The organism is Paracoccus sp. (in: a-proteobacteria), assembly GCF_046462195.1.
In the GTDB taxonomy this organism is placed as follows: domain Bacteria; phylum Pseudomonadota; class Alphaproteobacteria; order Rhodobacterales; family Rhodobacteraceae; genus Paracoccus.
In genome coordinates this window covers 18,759-35,246 of sequence record NZ_JBKGUN010000177.1, presented here as the reverse complement: position 1 = coordinate 35,246, position 16,488 = coordinate 18,759, and the positions used below count along the sequence as shown (strand labels likewise).

General features: G+C 65.9%; 20 protein-coding genes, 1 tRNA gene and 1 other RNA gene. 10 read left to right on the top strand and 12 right to left on the bottom strand.

Features of this window, described 5'->3' with window-relative positions:
• Positions 1-213: 213 nt before the first annotated feature.
• Both ACLHHB_RS11215 and ACLHHB_RS11210 read right to left on the bottom strand, forming a co-directional pair.
• Positions 214-288: transfer RNA gene (locus tag ACLHHB_RS11215), tRNA-Glu, on the bottom strand.
• 112 nt (positions 289-400) lie between these two features.
• Positions 401-1,339: an AEC family transporter gene (locus ACLHHB_RS11210; RefSeq protein ID WP_410218365.1), complete on the bottom strand. Its 939-nt coding sequence runs from the start codon at positions 1,337-1,339 to the stop codon at positions 401-403.
• Positions 1,340-1,432: 93 nt separating this feature from the next.
• Between ACLHHB_RS11210 and gatC the strand changes: the two genes are divergently transcribed.
• The 5 genes from gatC (at position 1,433) to rnpB (ending at position 4,676) form a co-directional block, all read left to right on the top strand.
• A complete protein-coding gene (gene gatC / locus ACLHHB_RS11205) occupies positions 1,433-1,720 on the top strand; it encodes an Asp-tRNA(Asn)/Glu-tRNA(Gln) amidotransferase subunit GatC (RefSeq protein WP_410218364.1) in 288 nt (95 codons plus the stop codon).
• On the top strand, positions 1,717-3,201 hold the full coding sequence (gene gatA, locus ACLHHB_RS11200) for an Asp-tRNA(Asn)/Glu-tRNA(Gln) amidotransferase subunit GatA (RefSeq protein WP_410218363.1): 1,485 nt from the start codon (positions 1,717-1,719) through the stop codon (positions 3,199-3,201). The genes gatC and gatA overlap by 4 nt, the downstream gene beginning before the upstream one ends.
• Positions 3,202-3,243: 42 nt before the next feature.
• Complete coding sequence (locus ACLHHB_RS11195; protein ID WP_410218362.1) at positions 3,244-3,561, top strand: hypothetical protein; 318 nt, start codon at positions 3,244-3,246, stop codon at positions 3,559-3,561.
• A 5-nt stretch (positions 3,562-3,566) separates the two neighbouring features.
• Entirely contained in the window at positions 3,567-4,205 is a 639-nt protein-coding gene (locus ACLHHB_RS11190) for an N-acetylmuramoyl-L-alanine amidase (RefSeq protein ID WP_410218361.1), read from the top strand.
• Between the two features lie 85 nt (positions 4,206-4,290).
• Positions 4,291-4,676: RNase P RNA component class A (gene rnpB, locus ACLHHB_RS11185), an RNA gene on the top strand.
• A gap of 17 nt (positions 4,677-4,693) precedes the next feature.
• On the opposite strand, the gene ACLHHB_RS11180 is transcribed toward rnpB, so the two are convergent.
• The 5 genes from ACLHHB_RS11180 to nth form a co-directional block, all read right to left on the bottom strand.
• Positions 4,694-5,143, bottom strand: a complete 450-nt coding sequence (locus ACLHHB_RS11180; RefSeq protein ID WP_410218360.1) for a hypothetical protein — start codon at positions 5,141-5,143, stop codon at positions 4,694-4,696.
• A gap of 97 nt (positions 5,144-5,240) precedes the next feature.
• Positions 5,241-6,422 (bottom strand): endolytic transglycosylase MltG, encoded by a 1,182-nt coding sequence (gene mltG / locus ACLHHB_RS11175; RefSeq protein ID WP_410218367.1) that lies wholly within the window; start codon positions 6,420-6,422, stop codon positions 5,241-5,243.
• Positions 6,422-7,684 carry a beta-ketoacyl-ACP synthase II gene (gene fabF / locus ACLHHB_RS11170; RefSeq protein ID WP_410218359.1) on the bottom strand — a complete coding sequence of 421 codons (1,263 nt, stop codon included), beginning with the start codon at positions 7,682-7,684 and terminating at the stop codon, positions 6,422-6,424. The genes mltG and fabF overlap by 1 nt, the downstream gene beginning before the upstream one ends.
• A 143-nt stretch (positions 7,685-7,827) precedes the next feature.
• Complete coding sequence (locus tag ACLHHB_RS11165; RefSeq protein ID WP_410218358.1) at positions 7,828-8,841, bottom strand: adenosine kinase; 1,014 nt, start codon at positions 8,839-8,841, stop codon at positions 7,828-7,830.
• The gene (nth, locus tag ACLHHB_RS11160; protein ID WP_410218357.1) at positions 8,838-9,500 is read right to left on the bottom strand and encodes an endonuclease III; all 663 of its coding nucleotides are present in this window, start codon (positions 9,498-9,500) and stop codon (positions 8,838-8,840) included. Before nth ends, ACLHHB_RS11165 begins: the two co-directional genes overlap by 4 nt.
• A 247-nt stretch (positions 9,501-9,747) precedes the next feature.
• Between nth and ACLHHB_RS11155 the strand changes: the two genes are divergently transcribed.
• Both ACLHHB_RS11155 and ACLHHB_RS11150 read left to right on the top strand, forming a co-directional pair.
• Positions 9,748-10,428 (top strand): OmpA family protein, encoded by a 681-nt coding sequence (locus tag ACLHHB_RS11155; protein ID WP_410218356.1) that lies wholly within the window; start codon positions 9,748-9,750, stop codon positions 10,426-10,428.
• Positions 10,429-10,527: 99 nt separating this feature from the next.
• Positions 10,528-11,295, top strand: a complete 768-nt coding sequence (locus ACLHHB_RS11150; RefSeq protein ID WP_410218355.1) for a FadR/GntR family transcriptional regulator — start codon at positions 10,528-10,530, stop codon at positions 11,293-11,295.
• Positions 11,296-11,365: 70 nt separating this feature from the next.
• On the opposite strand, the gene ACLHHB_RS11145 is transcribed toward ACLHHB_RS11150, so the two are convergent.
• From ACLHHB_RS11145 to ACLHHB_RS11125, 5 genes are all read right to left on the bottom strand, one after another.
• Positions 11,366-11,929: a F0F1 ATP synthase subunit B gene (locus ACLHHB_RS11145; protein ID WP_410218354.1), complete on the bottom strand. Its 564-nt coding sequence runs from the start codon at positions 11,927-11,929 to the stop codon at positions 11,366-11,368.
• A complete protein-coding gene (locus tag ACLHHB_RS11140; RefSeq protein ID WP_410218353.1) occupies positions 11,926-12,561 on the bottom strand; it encodes a F0F1 ATP synthase subunit B' in 636 nt (211 codons plus the stop codon). Before ACLHHB_RS11140 ends, ACLHHB_RS11145 begins: the two co-directional genes overlap by 4 nt.
• Positions 12,562-12,637: 76 nt before the next feature.
• Positions 12,638-12,874, bottom strand: a complete 237-nt coding sequence (locus ACLHHB_RS11135) for a F0F1 ATP synthase subunit C (RefSeq protein WP_207465832.1) — start codon at positions 12,872-12,874, stop codon at positions 12,638-12,640.
• A gap of 85 nt (positions 12,875-12,959) precedes the next feature.
• Complete coding sequence (locus ACLHHB_RS11130) at positions 12,960-13,709, bottom strand: F0F1 ATP synthase subunit A (protein WP_410218352.1); 750 nt, start codon at positions 13,707-13,709, stop codon at positions 12,960-12,962.
• A 2-nt stretch (positions 13,710-13,711) separates the two neighbouring features.
• Positions 13,712-14,086: an AtpZ/AtpI family protein gene (locus ACLHHB_RS11125; protein WP_410218351.1), complete on the bottom strand. Its 375-nt coding sequence runs from the start codon at positions 14,084-14,086 to the stop codon at positions 13,712-13,714.
• Positions 14,087-14,285: 199 nt separating this feature from the next.
• On the opposite strand from ACLHHB_RS11125, the gene ACLHHB_RS11120 reads away from it, so the two are divergent.
• The 3 genes from ACLHHB_RS11120 to ACLHHB_RS11110 are packed head-to-tail and all read left to right on the top strand — an operon-like array spanning position 14,286 to position 16,421.
• Positions 14,286-14,642, top strand: a complete 357-nt coding sequence (locus ACLHHB_RS11120) for an ArsR/SmtB family transcription factor (protein WP_410218350.1) — start codon at positions 14,286-14,288, stop codon at positions 14,640-14,642.
• A complete protein-coding gene (locus ACLHHB_RS11115) occupies positions 14,626-15,507 on the top strand; it encodes a PfkB family carbohydrate kinase (RefSeq protein WP_410218349.1) in 882 nt (293 codons plus the stop codon). Before ACLHHB_RS11120 ends, ACLHHB_RS11115 begins: the two co-directional genes overlap by 17 nt.
• On the top strand, positions 15,504-16,421 hold the full coding sequence (locus ACLHHB_RS11110; protein ID WP_410218348.1) for a pseudouridine-5'-phosphate glycosidase: 918 nt from the start codon (positions 15,504-15,506) through the stop codon (positions 16,419-16,421). The genes ACLHHB_RS11115 and ACLHHB_RS11110 overlap by 4 nt, the downstream gene beginning before the upstream one ends.
• Positions 16,422-16,488: the final 67 nt, after the last annotated feature.

Genomic DNA, 16,488 nt, shown 5'->3' with positions numbered 1-16,488 from the left:
GCGAAGGCTCTGGCCGAGGCGGGCGCCACGGTCCACCAGATCGCGGCTTGGACGGGCCATATCACGCTGGAAGAAGTCGAGCACTATACCCGCGAGGCCAACCGAAGAGCGGCAGTGCGCGGACAAGAACGAAACGAGAAAGCTGTAAACCGCTAGAACCTAGCTGTAAACTGCCCGCTAAGTCGTTGTTTTTCAATCGTTATTCAGGTGGAGTGGCAGCCCGTAGGGGAGTCGAACCCCTCTTTTCAGGTTGAAAACCTGACGTCCTAACCGATAGACGAACGGGCCACTTTCTTGTCGCTGCCAGTCTTCCCGGCGGCGTGAGGCGGTGTTTAGGCAAAGCCGCCGAAGGGTGCAAGCGGAAAAATTCGGCTCCCTCCAAAAATTTTCGCCGTCTCCTTCAAAGGCCTGCGAATGTTGAGGACAGGAGCCATAGCGGCAGCGTGATCGCAGCCAGAACCGTCTGCCATGTGAAGATCGCGGCATAGAAATCGGCGTCCCCGCCCATCTGCCGCGCCAGGATGTAACCCACCGGCGCGCCGGGCGCCGCAGTCGCCAGCAGGCCCGAGGCAACCTGCCCTGCAGGCAGGTCCAGTGTCAGGGCCGCCATCAGGAAAAGCGCGGGGCAGACCGCGAGGCGCAGGATGACCCCCAGCCACAGCGCCGGGTCGACCTGCAGCAGGCGCCTCGGCTCGATTCCCGCACCGACCGCCAGAAGACCGACAGCCAAGGCCCCTTGCCCCAACCAGTCCAAAGGTTTCAGGACCGCCTGCGTCAGTGACAGGCCCGACAGGTTCAGCGCCAGCCCAACGGCGCAGGACAGCACCATCGGGTTGCGCAGGATGTCGCCAAGGATCCGCCTTGCGGCGCCTCTGCCTTCCCCGGGTGCCGCCTCGTCCGCCATTAGCGTCAGGGCCACCACCGCCGCGACATTGAAGGCCGGAATGAAGAAGGCAAAGGCGACCGCCAAGTCACCCAGCGCCTCGGGTTGCAGCGCCTGCGCCGCAACAGCCAGGATCAGCAGCGAATTGAACCTCAGCGCGCCCTGGAACAGCGAACTCGCGCGCGGCCCGGACAGGCGCAGCGGTCGGCGCAGCATCAGGGCCAGCCCCCCGACTAGCGCAAAGGCAATGGCCAGCGCGGCAAGATAGGGCCCAAGGCGGCCAATGGACAGTTCGGAGCGATAGATCGACGTCAACAGGATCGCGGGCAGCAGGACGCGATAGCCTAGTTGCTCGATTCCCGGCCAACTGGCGACGCTGATGATACCACTGCGGCGCGCCAGATGACCCAGGATCACCAGCGCGATCACGGGCAGGATCGACAGCGCGGTCTGCATCGGGTTCCTTTCGCGAAACATGCCTTGGCAGGCCGTCCGGCTTGCGGCCTTTCGCGCGTGGTTGTAGACCCGCGCCGAACGAAAGGAAACGTCATGTCGATCACCGAGGACGAGGCCCGCAAGGTCGCCCATCTGGCGCGTATCGCGGTCGAGGACGCCGGGCTGCCCGCGCTCGCGCGCGAACTGAACGGCATCCTGCATTTCATGGAACAGCTGAACGAGGTCGACGTCGAAGGCGTCGAACCGATGACCGGCGTCACCCCCATGCGCCTCAAGCGGCGCGAGGATGTGGTGACCGCGGGTGGCGTGCCCCAGCAGATCCTGTCGAACGCGCCCGATGCGCGCGAAGGCTTCTTTGCAGTGCCGAAGGTGGTGGAATGACCAATCCGAACCAGTTGACCATTGCCGAGGCACGCGACGCGCTGGCCCAAGGCGATCTGACCGCGGTCGAACTGACCGAGGCCTGCCTGACCGCGATCGAAGGATCGGGCGCCCTGAACGCTTTTGTCCATCGGACGCCCGACATGGCGCGCGACATGGCCAAGGCCGCCGATGCGCGGCTGAAGGCAGGAAACGCCGCGCCGATGACAGGCATTCCCCTGGGCATCAAGGACGTGTTCTGCGTCAAGGGCGTACCGGGGCAGGCAGCCAGCCGCATCCTGCAGGGCTTTCGACCGGAATACGAATCGACTGTGACGCAGAACCTGTGGAACGCCGGCGCCATCATGCTGGGCAAGCTGAACCAGGACGAGTTCGCCATGGGTTCCACCAACGAATCCAGCTGCTATGGTCCGGCCGTGAACCCGTGGAAGACCGCCGATGGCGCAGCCCGCACGCCGGGCGGATCTTCGGGCGGATCGGCCGCCGCCGTGGCCGCTGACCTGTGCCTGGCCGCGACCGGCACCGACACGGGCGGCTCGATCCGCCAGCCTGCGGCCTTTACCGGCACGGTCGGGCTGAAGCCCACCTATGGCCGCGTCAGCCGATGGGGCGTCATCGCCTATGCCTCCAGCCTGGATCAGGCCGGGCCCATGACCAAGACGGTGCGCGACGCGGCCATCATGCTGGGGGCCATGGCTTCGAACGATCCGCAGGATTCGACCTGTACCGACCTGCCCGTTCCCGATTTCGAGGCCGCCCTGACCGGCGACATCCGCGGCAAGCGCATCGGTCTGCCTGGCGAATACCGCATGGAGGGCATGCCCCCCGAGATTGACGCCCTTTGGCACAAGGGCGCCGAAATGCTGCGCGACGCAGGAGCCGAGGTCGTCGACATCAGCCTGCCGCACAGCAAATATGCCCTGCCCGCCTATTATGTCATCGCTCCGGCGGAAGCGTCATCGAACCTCGCCCGCTATGACGGGGTGCGCTATGGCCACCGTGCCCGGCTGGGCCAGGGCGACGGCATCACGGACATGTACGAAAAGACCCGTTCCGAAGGCTTTGGCCCCGAGGTGCAGCGCCGCATCATGATCGGCACCTATGTCCTGTCGGCCGGTTTCTATGACGCTTATTACAACCGCGCCCGCAAGGTCCGCGCGCTGATCAAGCGCGACTTCGAACAGGCCTTCGACCAGGGCATCGACGCGATCCTTGCGCCTGCGACGCCGACGGCGGCCTTTCCGCTTGGTGCGGTCAGCCAGGACGATCCGGTGCAGATGTATCTCAATGACGTCTTCACCGTCACGCTGAACCTGGCCGGTCTGCCGGGCATTTCGGTCCCGGTGGGACAGGACGCGCAGGGGTTGCCCCTCGGCCTGCAGCTGATCGGCCGCCCCTTCGAGGAGGGCGCATTGCTGAATCAGGCCCTGGTGCTGGAGAAGGCTGCAGGATTTGTGGCCAAGCCCGATCGCTGGTGGTAACCTTTCCCGAAACGGCATGAAAGTGACAGGATGCGCGGCTGGATGATCTTGACGGCTCTGGCCGTCGCGGGATGCGGAGAACATCGCGGTTACAACCCGAACTATCAGTTCGGGAATGACCGCTATGGCCAATATCTGACTGTCCGGGAGGCGGCTCTGATGACCAACGACCGGCCCGCCTTGCCGATCCCGGTGGCGCGTCCGTTCCAAGCCCCCACCGCGGCCGAGATCGCAGGCCAGAAGCCGGTCTTGCCGCCGCCGACCATGGGATTGCGGCGCGTGGTGGTCGCGGCCAAACCCGGTCCGCAGGAAAAGCCCTTGGACCCGCTGGCCGACGGAACCGCCACGTCTCGACGCTGAGGCTCATGTCCTTTCCCAGCCCCAACCACGGCGACCGGCGCGGCCAGCGCCCGGAACTGATCGTGATCCATTACACGGGAATGACGGACGCGGCCTCTGCCCGGGCGCGTCTCTGCGATCCCTCCGCCGAGGTCAGCGCCCATTGGCTGATCGACGAGGCGGGCCGCACCGAGGTGCTGGTCTGTGAAACGCGCCGCGCATGGCACGCAGGCGCAGGCCGTTGGCACGGGCGCGGCGATGTCAACAGCCGCAGCATCGGGATCGAACTTGCCAATCCGGGCGATCGTCCGTTCACCGCCCCCCAGATGAGCGCCCTGCGCAACCTGCTGCGGCAGATCATGGCCCGCTGGCAGATCCGGCCCGACGGGATCATCGCCCATTCCGACATGGCCCCCGGCCGCAAGATCGACCCCGGACCGCGCTTTGACTGGGAAGGGCTGGCCTTGGAAGGGCTGGCGACGTTCGCACGCCCCGCTGCCGATGCCCATGAACCTCCGCTTTCTGACAGCTTGGATCTGCTGGGCTATGCGCCCTGTGATGCGGCCACGCGCCTTGCGGCGTTCCGCCTGCGTCACCGCCCTTGGGCCTGCGGCCCCGAGAGCACTGCCGATCGCCAGACGGCTGCCCGTCTTGCGGGCCTCTGACACGAATCGATCCTGTCGCCCTTGGTCGATGACCGCAACGGTCCCACTTGACGTCCTCGCCCTTGGCCGCCATACCCGCCCTCGCGCGGAGGGCTGGATGACCGCGGCGGTTCGCTGTCGAGGAAAGTCCGGACTCCATGAGGCAGCGGTGCCGGGTAACGCCCGGCGGGGGCAACCCCAGGGAAAGCGCCACAGAGAACAGACCGCCCGCGTCAACCTTCGGGTCATGCGCAGGTAAGGGTGAAACGGTGAGGTAAGAGCTCACCGGGGAGCTGGCAACAGTTCCCGCATGGCAAGCCCCACCGGGAGCAATGCCGAATAGGGATCGCGCGCGGGTTCGCCCGCAGGGCCGCCTTGCCCCAGCAGATCCGGGTAGGCAGCTAGATCCGGCCGGTAACGGCCGGACCAGAGGAATGGTCATCCAGCCGCGCAAGCGGTGGACAAAATCCGGCTTACAGGCCCTCCGCGCAACTTTCCCGTCCTGGGCGTCAGGTCTTCTTGCCGGCCTTGGCACGCGCCTCGGTCGCACGTGCGATGGCATCGGCCGCCTCGCCCTGCATCTTCTGGGCAAAGCCGACCATCTGCGCGGCATAGGCTTCGGTCCAGTCGGCAAAGCCCTGCCCTTCCTTGCCGCCGGTCATCTTCATCGCGTTGGCGCGCATGTCCTCGCCCTGCTGGCGCATCTTCTCGAACTGGGCTTCCCAGCTGGTCTGCATCTGCTGCCACTGGCTGCGCACGGTGTCCGAGGCCTCCTCCAGATAGGTACGCATCTGGCGGTTGATCTCGTCCTGCCGCTCGGCATTGGTTTCCTGCCATTTGCGGGCCTGCTGCATCGCTTCCTCGCTGTTGCGCGTCATTTCGGCCTGCCAGGTGCCCATGCGCTCTTCGAACATGCGGGCGTTGTCTGCCAGGGTGGCGAACATGTCGGACAATTTCATGACGATTTCCTTTTCCGGTCATGGGGTCATGAAAAAACCCCCGGTCACAAGCCTGCGTCCGAGGGTCCGATTTGTCAAATGCCGCAAGCGCCTGTGGTCAGCCTTCCGATTGCACCGGGCTGTCGGCCGGAAGACCTTGCTGCCGCTCGATCTCGCGCCAACGGGCGACGGCGGCGTTGTGTTCCTCCAGCGTCCGCGAGAAGGCGTGTCCGCCAGAACCGTCCGCGACGAAATAAAGATACTCCGTTTCGGCCGGGTTCAGCGCTGCCCGAATGGCCGCACGCCCGGGATTGGCGATCGGCGTGGGCGGCAGACCGTCGATGCGATAGGTGTTGTAGGGCGTCGCCGTATCCAGTTCCGACCGGCGCAGGCCGCGGTCCAGGATGCCCTGCCCGTTCGTGACGCCATAGATGACGGTCGGGTCGGTCTGCAGCCGCATCCCCTGGCGCAGCCGGTTGACAAAGACGCTGGCCACCTGCGGACGTTCCGCAGCCACGCCGGTTTCCTTTTCGACGTTGGAGGCCATGATCAGCGCCTCCTGCGGCGTTTCATAGGGCATGCCAAAGGGACGCGCCTCCCACTCGGCCGCCAGGATGGCCTCTTGCCGGCCGGCCATCTCGGCCAGCAGGGCGTTGCGGTCCCCGCCCTTGGCCAGCAGATAGGTGTCGGGCGCCAGGCTGCCCTCGGCCGGAACCTCGGCAATGTCACCCGCCAGGAAATCCGCGGCCCTCAGCGCCTCGACCACCTGCCAGCTGGTCACGCCTTCGGCCATGACCAACGACAGGCGGATATCGGCCTCGTCCTGAGCCGAGGCGATGGCCTCCGGACGCTCTCCCGTGGCCGGGTTGAAGCGCGCGACCTCTTCATAAGCGCCGGTCGCGGGGTTCATGTCGCGCAGCAGGATGGTGTTCTCGCGCACGCCGACGCGCACGATCACCTCGGTACCGCAGGTCGAAGGCCCGCCGGCCGTCACCACGTCGACGATGTCCTCCATGCTGGCCGCCGGCGGGATCAGGAAGCTGCCGAATTTCAGATCGCGCGCCTTGCCGACGTAATCGGCCCCGGCCCGGAAGATGTAGGCGCTCGAGATCGCCCCCTGGTCCTGCAGCCGGGCGCTGACGCCGTTCAGGCTGGCCCCCGGCTCGATCTGAACGCATTGCGCCACCGCACTCGGCCCCGGACCCGTAAACTCGTGCTTGGCCCAGGCCACGGCGGCGGCGGCGGCAATCAGCAGCACGATTGCCAGCGTCAGGAAGTTCGAGGCGATGTTGCGCCAGATCATCCCTCGACCTTCCCGAGGATCAGGCTGGCGTTGGTGCCGCCAAAGCCGAAGCTGTTGGACAGCACGACATCGACCTTGCGCCGGACAGCCGCATTGGCGGCGAGATCCAGCTTTGTTTCAACAGCCGGGTTGTCCAGGTTGATCGTCGGCGGGCAGATCTGGTCGCGGATGGCCAGCACGCCAAAGATCGCCTCGACCGCACCGGCCGCGCCCAGCAGATGACCGATGCTCGACTTGGTCGACGACATCACGGCGTTGCCGGCGTGGTCGCCCAGAAGACGCTCGACCGCGCCCAGTTCGATGGTGTCGGCCATGGTGCTGGTGCCATGCGCGTTGATATAGTCGATGCGCTCGGCACCAATGCCCGCGTTCCGCAGGGCGGCCTCCATGGCGCGATAACCGCCGTCGCCATCCTCGGACGGTGCGGTGATGTGATACGCATCCCCCGACAGGCCATAACCCAGTACTTCGGCATAGATCCTGGCCCCGCGGGCCTTGGCGTGCTCGTACTCTTCCAGCACCACGACACCCGCACCCTCGCCCATGACGAAACCGTCCCGGTCAGCGTCATAAGGGCGGCTGGCGGCCCAAGGGTCGTTCGCGCGCCGGGTCGACAGTGCCTTGCAGGCGTTGAAACCCGCGATCCCGATCTCGCTGATCGGGCTTTCGGCGCCACCGGCGATCATCACGTCGGCATCGCCATAACGGATCAGCCGCGCCGCATCACCGATGGCATGCGAACCGGTCGAACAGGCCGTCACGACCGCGTGGTTCGGTCCCTTGAACCCATAGCGGATCGAGACCTGACCCGAGATCAGGTTGATCAACGCACCTGGGATGAAGAACGGGCTGACCCGCTTGGGGCCCCGTTCCTTGATCAGGACGGCGGTTTCGGCGATCGAGGAAAGGCCGCCGATGCCCGAGCCCAGCATCACGCCGGTCCGCAGCCGGGATTCCTCGTCCTCCGGCATCCAGCCGGCATTGGTCACCGCCTGATGGGCAGCCGCGACGCCATACAGGATGAAGTCGTCGACCTTGCGTCGGTCCTTGGGCTCCATCCAGTCATCGGGGTTGAAGGTGCCGTCGCTGCCGTCTCCGAAGGGGATCTCGCAGGCGTACTTCGTCACCACGTCCTTGGGGTCGAACCGCGTGATGGTGCGGGCACCGGACTTGCCGGCCAGCAGCCGTTCCCATGTGGCCTCGACGCCCGAGGCCAGGGGCGTGACCATTCCCAATCCGGTGACAACAACCCTGCGCATGGCACTTCCTTCAGCTGCTCGCATTTCGGGCGGTGATACACGGGCGTCACGTTTCACGCAACGTCACGAAACCGCGACTGTCGCGCATCGCGCGAACCGCCGCCGCATCACCGGGACCAACCCCCGTGGTCATCGAATTTGGGCTAGATCAGCCCTTCCGCACGGAACCGTGCCCGGATGTCATCTTCGGGCCGGGCGCCCACATGGGCGATCACCTCGGCCGCAGCGATGCAGCCCATGCGGCCGGCGACCTCCAGCGGCAAACCCTGTGCCAGACCAAAGATCAACCCGGCCGCGAACTGATCGCCCGCCCCCGTCGCATCGACGGGAACGATGCGGTGGACAGGCGCCATCACCCGCTCGGTTCCCCGGATCAGGATCGCATCGTCGCCCGAGCGGGTGCAGATCACCGTCCCGCAATCAGCAACGGCCAGACGCAGCGCTTCTTCCAGATCCTCGACCTGGTAAAGCGCCTGCCATTCGTGAACGTTGCCGATCACGTAATCCATCTGCCCCGCGACCAGCCTGCGAAAGTCGTCGCGGTGCCGATCGACGCAGAACGGATCCGACAGGGCGATACCGGCCTGCCCGCCCGCACGGTGAATCTCGGCCGCAGCCTTTAGAAAGGCGTCCTTCCCCTTGGGCTTGTCGAACAGATAGCCTTCCAGGAACAGCCAGCCCGCGTCTTCGAACACGACCGGATCGACCTCGTCCGGACCCAGTTCGGCGGAAATGCCCAGATAGGTGTTCATCGACCGCTCGCCATCGGGCGTCACGAAGATGATCGTGCGCGAACTGGGCAGCCCCGACCCCGCCACCGGAGCGTTGACGAAACGCGTTCCGGACCCTTCGGTCTGGCGGGCGTAAAGGCGCCCGATCTCGTCATCGGCGACCAGCCCGACGAAGGAGGTCCGCAGGCCCAGCTTGCCGATCCCGGCCAGGGTGTTGGCGACGCTGCCGCCCGCGATCATCCGCGCCTGTTCACGACGCGAGGAATGGTCGTCGGCCTGGGCTGCCATCAGGTATTCGGACCGTTCGCGGTCGACCAGTTGCATGATGCCCTTGGTGATGCCCAGCTGGTCCAGCCGCGCCTCCTCGGTGGGGGCGATGATGTCCATGACGGCATTGCCGATGCCGATCACGTAAGGGGTGGTCATGCGGTCTTCTCCTCATAAGGGCACAGGTCACGGATCGGGCAGATCCCGCAGCGCGGCTTGCGCGCCTGGCAGATGTAACGGCCGTGCAGGATCAGCCAGTGATGCGCATGCGCCTGGAAACGGGCCGGGACGTTGTCCTCGATGGCCCGCTCGACCTCGTCCACGTCGCGGCCGGGCGCGACCCGGGTGCGGTTGCCGACGCGGAAGATGTGCGTGTCGACGGCCTGCGCAGGATGGCCGAACGCGCAGGACAGGACCACATTCGCCGTCTTGCGCCCCACGCCGGGCAGCCGCATCAGGGCGGCGCGGCTGTCGGGAACCTGACCGCCGAACTCCTCGACCAGGATGCGGGACAGGGCGATCACGTTCTTGGCCTTTTGCCGGAACAGCCCGATCGTTCGAATATGCTCGGTCACGCCATCCAGCCCCAGGTCCAGCATCTTCTGCGGCGTGTCGGCCACTGCGAACAGCCCGCGTGTCGCCTTGTTCACCCCCACATCGGTCGCCTGCGCCGACAAGGCAACGGCCACGACCAGCGTGAACGGGTTCACGAACTGCAACTCGGTTTGGGGTTCAGGATTGGCCTCGGCCAGACGCGAAAAGATCGCGACCTGTTCGACAAAGGGCAAGGCGGGGGGCGGACGTCTGAGAATGGCCATGGCCTGCCGCTTTTGGACGGCATGGGTTCGTATTGCAAGGGCTGCCAAGCGCGAGGTCACGCCGGCAATTTGACAGCCATTCCAGCGCTCTCCACGAAACAGTGACTTTCCTTTGCCGCGGAACTGCGACAGCTTGCCACGCGTTGACGCCACAAACCGGAATCAGGGACACACCCTGCCCGGATATTGTCACGACATCATGGCGCGGCGGCGGACCGCCCGCCCTTGTTCAAGGAAAGGGAGCCCGATGAAACTCCGCATGACCACCGCTCTTGCCGCCTCCGGCCTGATGATTTTGGGCGCCTGCGCCGATCCCGGCATGACTGGTACCGGCATGTCTGGTACGGGAACCGGCATGAGCCGCACCCAGCAGGGTGCCTTGGCCGGTGCGGCTGTTGGCGCGCTTTATGGCGCGACCCGCGACAGCGACAGCAACAATCAGGGCCGCGACGCCGCGCGCGGGGCCATCGTAGGGGCCGCTGCGGGTGCCGTTGCGGGCAACATCCTTGACCGTCAGGCAGCGGCGCTGCAGCAGTCGATCTCGAACCCGAACGTGCAGATCGTCAACCACGGCTCCTATCTGCAGGTCGTGATGCCCGAGGGCATCCTGTTTGCCACGAACTCGGCCGCGGTGTCCGGCCCGGCACAGTCCGACCTTTACGCCGTGGCGCGCAACCTGAACCAGTATCCCAACAGCCGCGTCGAGGTCATCGGCCACACCGACAACACGGGCAGCGCAGCCTACAACCTCGACCTGTCGCAGCGTCGCGCGCAATCGGTCGCCGGCATCCTGGCTGCCGCAGGCGTGTCGCAGAACCGCCTGATGGCCACGGGCCGCGGCCTGACCCAACCTGTCGCCTCGAACGCGACCGAGGCCGGCCGCGCCCAGAACCGCCGCGTCGAGATCCTGATCCGCCCGACCCAGTAATCGGTCCCACCGCTGACTTGAAGGGCCGGGCGTCAAGCCCGGCCCTTTGCTTTGCGCGTGTTCACTTCTACGATGACGCCCGACAACCAACGGTCCACCATGCCCTTCGAAAAGATCGACCAAGCCCGCCTGTCCGATGCGGTCACCCGCCAACTGGAAACCCTGATCCTGCAAGGCGTCCTTCGCCCCGGCGAGCGCCTGCCGGGCGAGCGCGACCTTGCGGACCGCCTGGGGGTCAGCCGCCCGTCGCTGCGCGAAGCGCTGGCGACCATGCAGAACGAGGGCCTTCTGGTCACTCGGCCCGGAGCCGGCGTCTTTGTCGCGGATGTGCTGGGCAGCGCCTTCTCGCCCGCGCTGGTGCGACTCATCGCCCGCCATCCACAGGCGGCAGACGATTATCTGACCTTTCGCAAGGATCTGGAAGGCTTGGCGGCGGAACGTGCGGCCTCGGCAGCGGGCGCCACCGATCTGGAGGTTCTGGACCGCATTCTGAGCGCGATGCGGCAGGTGCATGCCAAGGGAGATCCGGAAGCCGAAGCCGCGCTGGATGCCGATTTCCACATGGCCATCATCGAAGCCAGCCACAACGTGATCGCGCTCCACATGATGCGGGCCATGCAGGACCTGTTGCGCCAAGGGATGCTGTTCAACCGTCCGCGCATGTTCACCAAGCCCGAATTGCGCGACCAGATCCTGAACCAGCATGCCGCGATCAACGATGCCCTCCAAGCACGCGACGGACAACGTGCCCGCAAGGCGCTGGAGGATCACCTCGACTGCGTGGGCCGCAGCCTGACCGCACAACGCCGCGCGGACGAACATGCCGCGGTGGCACAACTGCGCCTGCAGAACCGCATCGAACGGTGAGGGCCGCGCAAGAAAAACCCCCGAAGCCGCAGGGCGCCGGGGGTGGATCACTGTCAGATTGGTATTCGCCTCAGTTCAGGCGACGCGCCACGTCTTCGATGGCGTCGTCGATCCCTGCCGAGCGCTGGCCGCCCCGGACCTGAGTCGTCAGGATTTCGGACGCGGCGGCAACGGCGGTCTGAACGGCCCGATCCCGGATCGCGCGAACGGCGTCGTTCTCGGCGCCTGCGATCTGGTCCTGTGCCGCCTGGAGGCGACGGTCGATGGACCGGCGAAGATCGTCCTGTGCTTTTGCAGCCTGCGCCTCGGCCTCACGCTTGGCATTGGCAACGATCTGATCCGCCTGACCCTTCACCTCGCGCGAGCGACGTTCATAGCTGGCATAGATCTCCTGCGCTTCCTCGCGCAGACGACGAGCTTCGTCCAGATCGTTGCGGATCCCGTCAGCGCGCTTGTCCAGCAGGCCACCCAGCATCTGGGGCACCTTGAAGTAGACCAGCACCCCGATGAAGGCCAGAAACGCCAGCAGCACGATGAAGTTCGTGTTGCGCAGCGAAAAGAACGGCCCCGTCGCGGCCATTGCCGGACCGGCAGCCAACAGGCCTGCCGTTGCGGATGCAAGAATGCGGATCATTGCAGGGTCCCTTTCATGCGCCCGTCAACAGCGGCACCGACCGCAGCTTGATCGACCGAACCGCCGAACACGCGCACCAGTTCGGCCGTGACGTCCTGCGCGACCTGGCGGGCACTGACGTCGGACGACGCGCGGATCTCGCGGATGCGGGTTTCCGACTCAGCCGTGCGAGCGGCAATCTCGGCATCCGCCCGCGCGATGGCGGCGTCCAGATCGGCCTGGATGGCAGCCCGGTTCTGCGCCACGATGGCCTGGGCCTCGGTTCTGGCATCCGCCAGAGCCTTGTCATAGGCAGTCTCGGCCTCGCGGGCCTTCAGCTTGAATTCTTCGGCGGCCATCAGGTCGCCGGTCACGGCACCTTGGCGATCCGACAGGACGGCCGCGATGCGCGGCAGTGCCACGCGCGACAGCACCAGGTAAAGCACGACCAGCGTGACCACCAGCCAGAAGATCTGGTTGCCGAACGTGGCCATATCCAGCTGCGGAAGCCCCGCGGCTTCGGCGGCATGATCCGCCTGCGCGATCCCGGGTGTCCCGACATGCGCTTCGCGAACGACGTCGTTGCCATGAACGACGGCGCCTTGATTATGTTCGACCGCGGTGGTTGCGGCCTCTTGCAACAGGCTGAACATTTCCTACCCCATGGCCTTACGATATGACGATGGGGTGGGGGTCAGGCCCCCACCCCGCCGCAAGGATGGCGTTGGATCAGACCGCGAACATCAGCAGAAGCGCGACGAGGAACGAGAAGATCCCCAGAGCTTCGGCGAATGCCATGCCGATGAACAGCGTGGCGGTCTGGCCGGCAGCGGCCGACGGGTTGCGCAGGGCACCGGCCAGGAAGTTGCCGGCAACGTTGCCCACGCCCAAGGCGGCAAAGCCCATGCCGAACGCGGTCAGGCCGACGCCGATGTACTGGCCCAGTTCTCCGATATTGCCTTCCATGGTATTTCTCCTTGCGGTTGGAAGATTGTCAATCGTGGTGGATGCGGTCCCGAAGGGTACCGCGCGGGGGCCGCAGCCCATCGCCTCAGTGCGACGGGTGCAGCGCATCCTTGAGGTAGACGCAGGTCAGGATGGTAAAGACATAGGCCTGCACGAAGGCGACCAGCACCTCGAAGGCATACATCCCGACAACGGCGATGATGGCGACAGGGGCAACGGCGGCGATGGCCGCGAAGCCCGCGAAAACCTTGATCACGGCATGGCCCGCGATCATGTTGCCGGCCAGTCGGATGGACAGGCTCAGCGGGCGCACAAAATAGCTGATGACCTCGATCACGGCCAGAACCGGGCGGACGGCCAGGGGGGCCGAGCGGATCCAGAACAGGTCAAGGAAATGCGCGCCGTTGCGGGCAAAGCCGATGAATGTCACGCCCAGGAACACCGCCATCGCCAGCACTCCGGTGACGGCGATATGCGATGTCACGGTAAAGCCGAGCGGCACCAGACCCAGAAGGTTCGCGAAGACGATGAACAGGAACAGCGTCAGGACATAGGGGAAATAGCGCAAGCCATCCTTGCCGGCGATGTCCTCGATCATCTTGTGGACGAGGCCATAGGCCATCTCGGCCATCGACTGCGCGCGGTTTGGCACGATGGCGCGGCCACGCGTTCCCAGCACCAGCAGCGCGATCGCCGCCAGGGCCGTCAGGGCCAGCCACAGCGTGACGTTGGTCGGCGTGTACCAATGCACCTCGCCCGCGCCGAACAGCGGCCGGACCACGAACTGGTCCATCGGATGGAATTCAAGGCCGCCGCCAGTCGCTTCCGTCGCCACGATCAATCCCTCTCGTCACTGCCCGGCGCTGTGCCGGATTTTGCATCATCCGGCCTTGGGCCGGAATTCCTGTCAAGTTCGCCCGCGGTGCGCATCATCGATTTGACGCCGGCCGCAAGGCCCAGAAAAATGAACAGGACCATCAGCACGGGCGTCGTCCCCAGCAGATAGTCCAGCCCGTAACCGACCACGAAACCAAGACCCAGCCCGGCCACCAGTTCGATCACCATGCGCCAGGCCAGATTGGCCTGTTCGTACTTGCCCATCGGGCCGGGGCCCTGAGGCTTGGGCGCTTTCGCGGCCAGCTTGGCTTCCAACGCGCGCAGCCGTTCGGCATCCGCCGCCCTGTCTGCCTCGCCTCGGGGCCCTTCGGCCATCTTTTCACGCCCCCGTCATCGTTGGGCGCTGTCTAGGGGCAAGCGCCGCGCAAGTCAAGCAACAGGGGCAGTATCCCAACCTGTTGAAAACTCTAAATTCCTTGAAACCGTCGCCTTGGGTGCGGGGGTTGCGTTTCCCAATGTGACAGGACATTGTTCAACCGCCCGGTTGACCATGCAACCTTTCAAAGGCCCGTTCATGACCCTGCCTGCCCTGCCCGATCGGCTGGACCTGATCTTTGCGGCGCTGGCGGACCCCACGCGCCGAAGGGTTCTGTCGATGCTTCTGGAGGACGACATGGCAGTCAGCGATGTCGCGCAGCCGTTCCACATCAGCTTGGCTGCGATCTCCAAGCATCTTGCCGTGCTTGCAGCCGCCGGCCTGATCCGGCAAGAGCGGCGGGGACGGATCACATGGTGCAAGCTTGACCCGGACGGGATGCGCATGGCCTCGGTCTGGATGCAGGGCTTCGGGCAATTCGATCCCGTTGACCTGGATGACTTCGAACGGTTCCTGGAAACCGAGCTGAGGATTGACAATGACCCTGACGCCTGACGTCCTGTGTATCGGGGCGATGCTGTGGGACGTGATCGGACGGGCGCCCCGCCGAATGGCACCGGGCGCCGATGTGCCGGGTCGCATTCGCCACCTTCCCGGTGGTGTCGCCTTGAACGTGGCCGTTGCGCTGGCCCGGTGGGGACTGACGCCGGCGGTGCTGTCGGCCGTGGGACGCGACCCCGAGGGTGATGCCTTGATCACCGAAGCGTTGCGCCTTGGCGTACGCACGGAATTTCTGACCCGTGACACCGGCCTGCCCACTGACTGTTACATGGGGATCGAGGACAGCGAGGGCCTCATTGCGGCCATTGCCGACGCCTTCAGCCTGGAACTGGCGGGACAGAACATCCTGGGTCCTCTGGACCGTGACCTTGCCGGCTGGACCAGGCCTGTCGTCGTGGACGGCAACCTGACCGAGGATCTTCTGGAACTGATCGCGCGGGACAAGCGGCTGGCATCGGCCGACCTGCGGGTCGTGCCGGCCAGCCCTGGCAAGGCGGAACGTCTCGAGCCGCTGATCGCCGCGCGACGCGGCTGCTTTTACCTGAACAGACTGGAGGCCGAGATCCTGGCCGGCCGCGCCTGCCCGGACGCGGCCAGCGCGGCCGAAGCCGTGGTGGCGCGGGGTGCGCCCCGTGTTCTAGTGACCGACGGCCCGAACCCTGCCGCCGAGGCCATGGCAGGTGCCCCGACCCTGACCCATCAACCGCCCGCAGTTGTCGTGGCCCGTGTGACCGGCGCCGGGGACTGCTTTCTGGCCGCCCATCTGGCGGCCGAACTGTCAAGCCAGCCGCGCGATGCGGCGCTGCGCCAGGCCGTCCGTTCTTCGGCCGCCCATGTTTCCGGAAAGGATGTCCCGTGACCCATACCGCTCCCCTGTTTTTTGCCCCCGAGGTCGCCGAAGCACTGGCGCAGGGCCGCCCTGTTGTTGCGCTGGAATCGACCATCATCACCCATGGCATGCCGTGGCCCCAGAACCTGGAGATGGCTGAAAAGGTCGAGGCGACGATCCGTGAAGGCGGTGCCGTGCCCGCCACCATTGCCGTCATGGGCGGCCAGATCCATATCGGCCTGACTCCGGACGCCCTGCGTTCCCTCGCCCAGACGCCGCCGGCCGAAGCCATGAAGCTGAGCCGCGCCGACCTGGCCGTATGCATCGCCAACGGGCGCACCGGTGCCACAACCGTTGCAGCCACGATGATCTGCGCCCACTTGGCGGGGATCAAGGTCTTTGCCACCGGCGGCATCGGCGGCGTCCATCGTGGGGCCGAGACCAGCTTTGACATCTCGGCCGACCTGCAGGAGCTGGCGCAAACGCCGGTAACGGTGGTGGCCGCGGGCGCCAAGGCCATTCTGGACCTGCTGAAAACATGGGAGGTGCTGGAAACGCTTGGCGTCCCGGTCATCGCCTTTGGTCAGGACGAGCTGCCGGCCTTCTGGTCGCGGGCTTCCGGCATCCGGGCGCCTCTGCGCATGGACAGCCCCGAAGAAATCGCCGCCGCCGCCGCCATGCGCGCCCGTCTGGGGCTGAAAGGTGGGCAACTCGTGGCCAACCCCATCCCCGCCGAGGCCGAGATCACCAAGGACCAGATCATGCCCGTCATCGAGCAAGCGCTGTCCGAGGCCGAGGCGCAAGGCATTGCCGCCAAGGCGGTGACGCCCTTCCTGCTGGGCCGGATCTTTGAGCTGACCGAGGGACGCTCGCTCGATTCGAACATCGCGCTGGTGCTGAACAACGCCCGCCTGGCAGCCTCCATCGCCAAGGCAATGGCCTGACCGCCCGATCGCAAGCGGCGAATCTGACATGAACCAGCCCGGAAGCGGACTGGTCAAAAGAATGCCG

Excerpts from the sequence above, each read along its gene's own strand:
- ACLHHB_RS11210 (WP_410218365.1), bottom strand. The coding sequence starts at position 1,339 with ATGCAGACCGCGCTGTCGATCCTGCCCGTGATCGCGCTGGTGATCCTG.
- gatC (WP_410218364.1), top strand. The coding sequence starts at position 1,433 with ATGTCGATCACCGAGGACGAGGCCCGCAAGGTCGCCCATCTGGCGCGT.
- gatA (WP_410218363.1), top strand. The coding sequence starts at position 1,717 with ATGACCAATCCGAACCAGTTGACCATTGCCGAGGCACGCGACGCGCTG.
- ACLHHB_RS11195 (WP_410218362.1), top strand. The coding sequence starts at position 3,244 with ATGATCTTGACGGCTCTGGCCGTCGCGGGATGCGGAGAACATCGCGGT.
- ACLHHB_RS11190 (WP_410218361.1), top strand. The coding sequence starts at position 3,567 with ATGTCCTTTCCCAGCCCCAACCACGGCGACCGGCGCGGCCAGCGCCCG.
- ACLHHB_RS11180 (WP_410218360.1), bottom strand. The coding sequence starts at position 5,143 with ATGAAATTGTCCGACATGTTCGCCACCCTGGCAGACAACGCCCGCATG.
- fabF (WP_410218359.1), bottom strand. The coding sequence starts at position 7,684 with ATGCGCAGGGTTGTTGTCACCGGATTGGGAATGGTCACGCCCCTGGCC.
- ACLHHB_RS11165 (WP_410218358.1), bottom strand. The coding sequence starts at position 8,841 with ATGACCACCCCTTACGTGATCGGCATCGGCAATGCCGTCATGGACATC.
- nth (WP_410218357.1), bottom strand. The coding sequence starts at position 9,500 with ATGGCCATTCTCAGACGTCCGCCCCCCGCCTTGCCCTTTGTCGAACAG.
- ACLHHB_RS11155 (WP_410218356.1), top strand. The coding sequence starts at position 9,748 with ATGAAACTCCGCATGACCACCGCTCTTGCCGCCTCCGGCCTGATGATT.
- ACLHHB_RS11150 (WP_410218355.1), top strand. The coding sequence starts at position 10,528 with ATGCCCTTCGAAAAGATCGACCAAGCCCGCCTGTCCGATGCGGTCACC.
- ACLHHB_RS11145 (WP_410218354.1), bottom strand. The coding sequence starts at position 11,929 with ATGATCCGCATTCTTGCATCCGCAACGGCAGGCCTGTTGGCTGCCGGT.
- ACLHHB_RS11140 (WP_410218353.1), bottom strand. The coding sequence starts at position 12,561 with ATGTTCAGCCTGTTGCAAGAGGCCGCAACCACCGCGGTCGAACATAAT.
- ACLHHB_RS11135 (WP_207465832.1), bottom strand. The coding sequence starts at position 12,874 with ATGGAAGGCAATATCGGAGAACTGGGCCAGTACATCGGCGTCGGCCTG.
- ACLHHB_RS11125 (WP_410218351.1), bottom strand. The coding sequence starts at position 14,086 with ATGGCCGAAGGGCCCCGAGGCGAGGCAGACAGGGCGGCGGATGCCGAA.
- ACLHHB_RS11120 (WP_410218350.1), top strand. The coding sequence starts at position 14,286 with ATGACCCTGCCTGCCCTGCCCGATCGGCTGGACCTGATCTTTGCGGCG.
- ACLHHB_RS11115 (WP_410218349.1), top strand. The coding sequence starts at position 14,626 with ATGACCCTGACGCCTGACGTCCTGTGTATCGGGGCGATGCTGTGGGAC.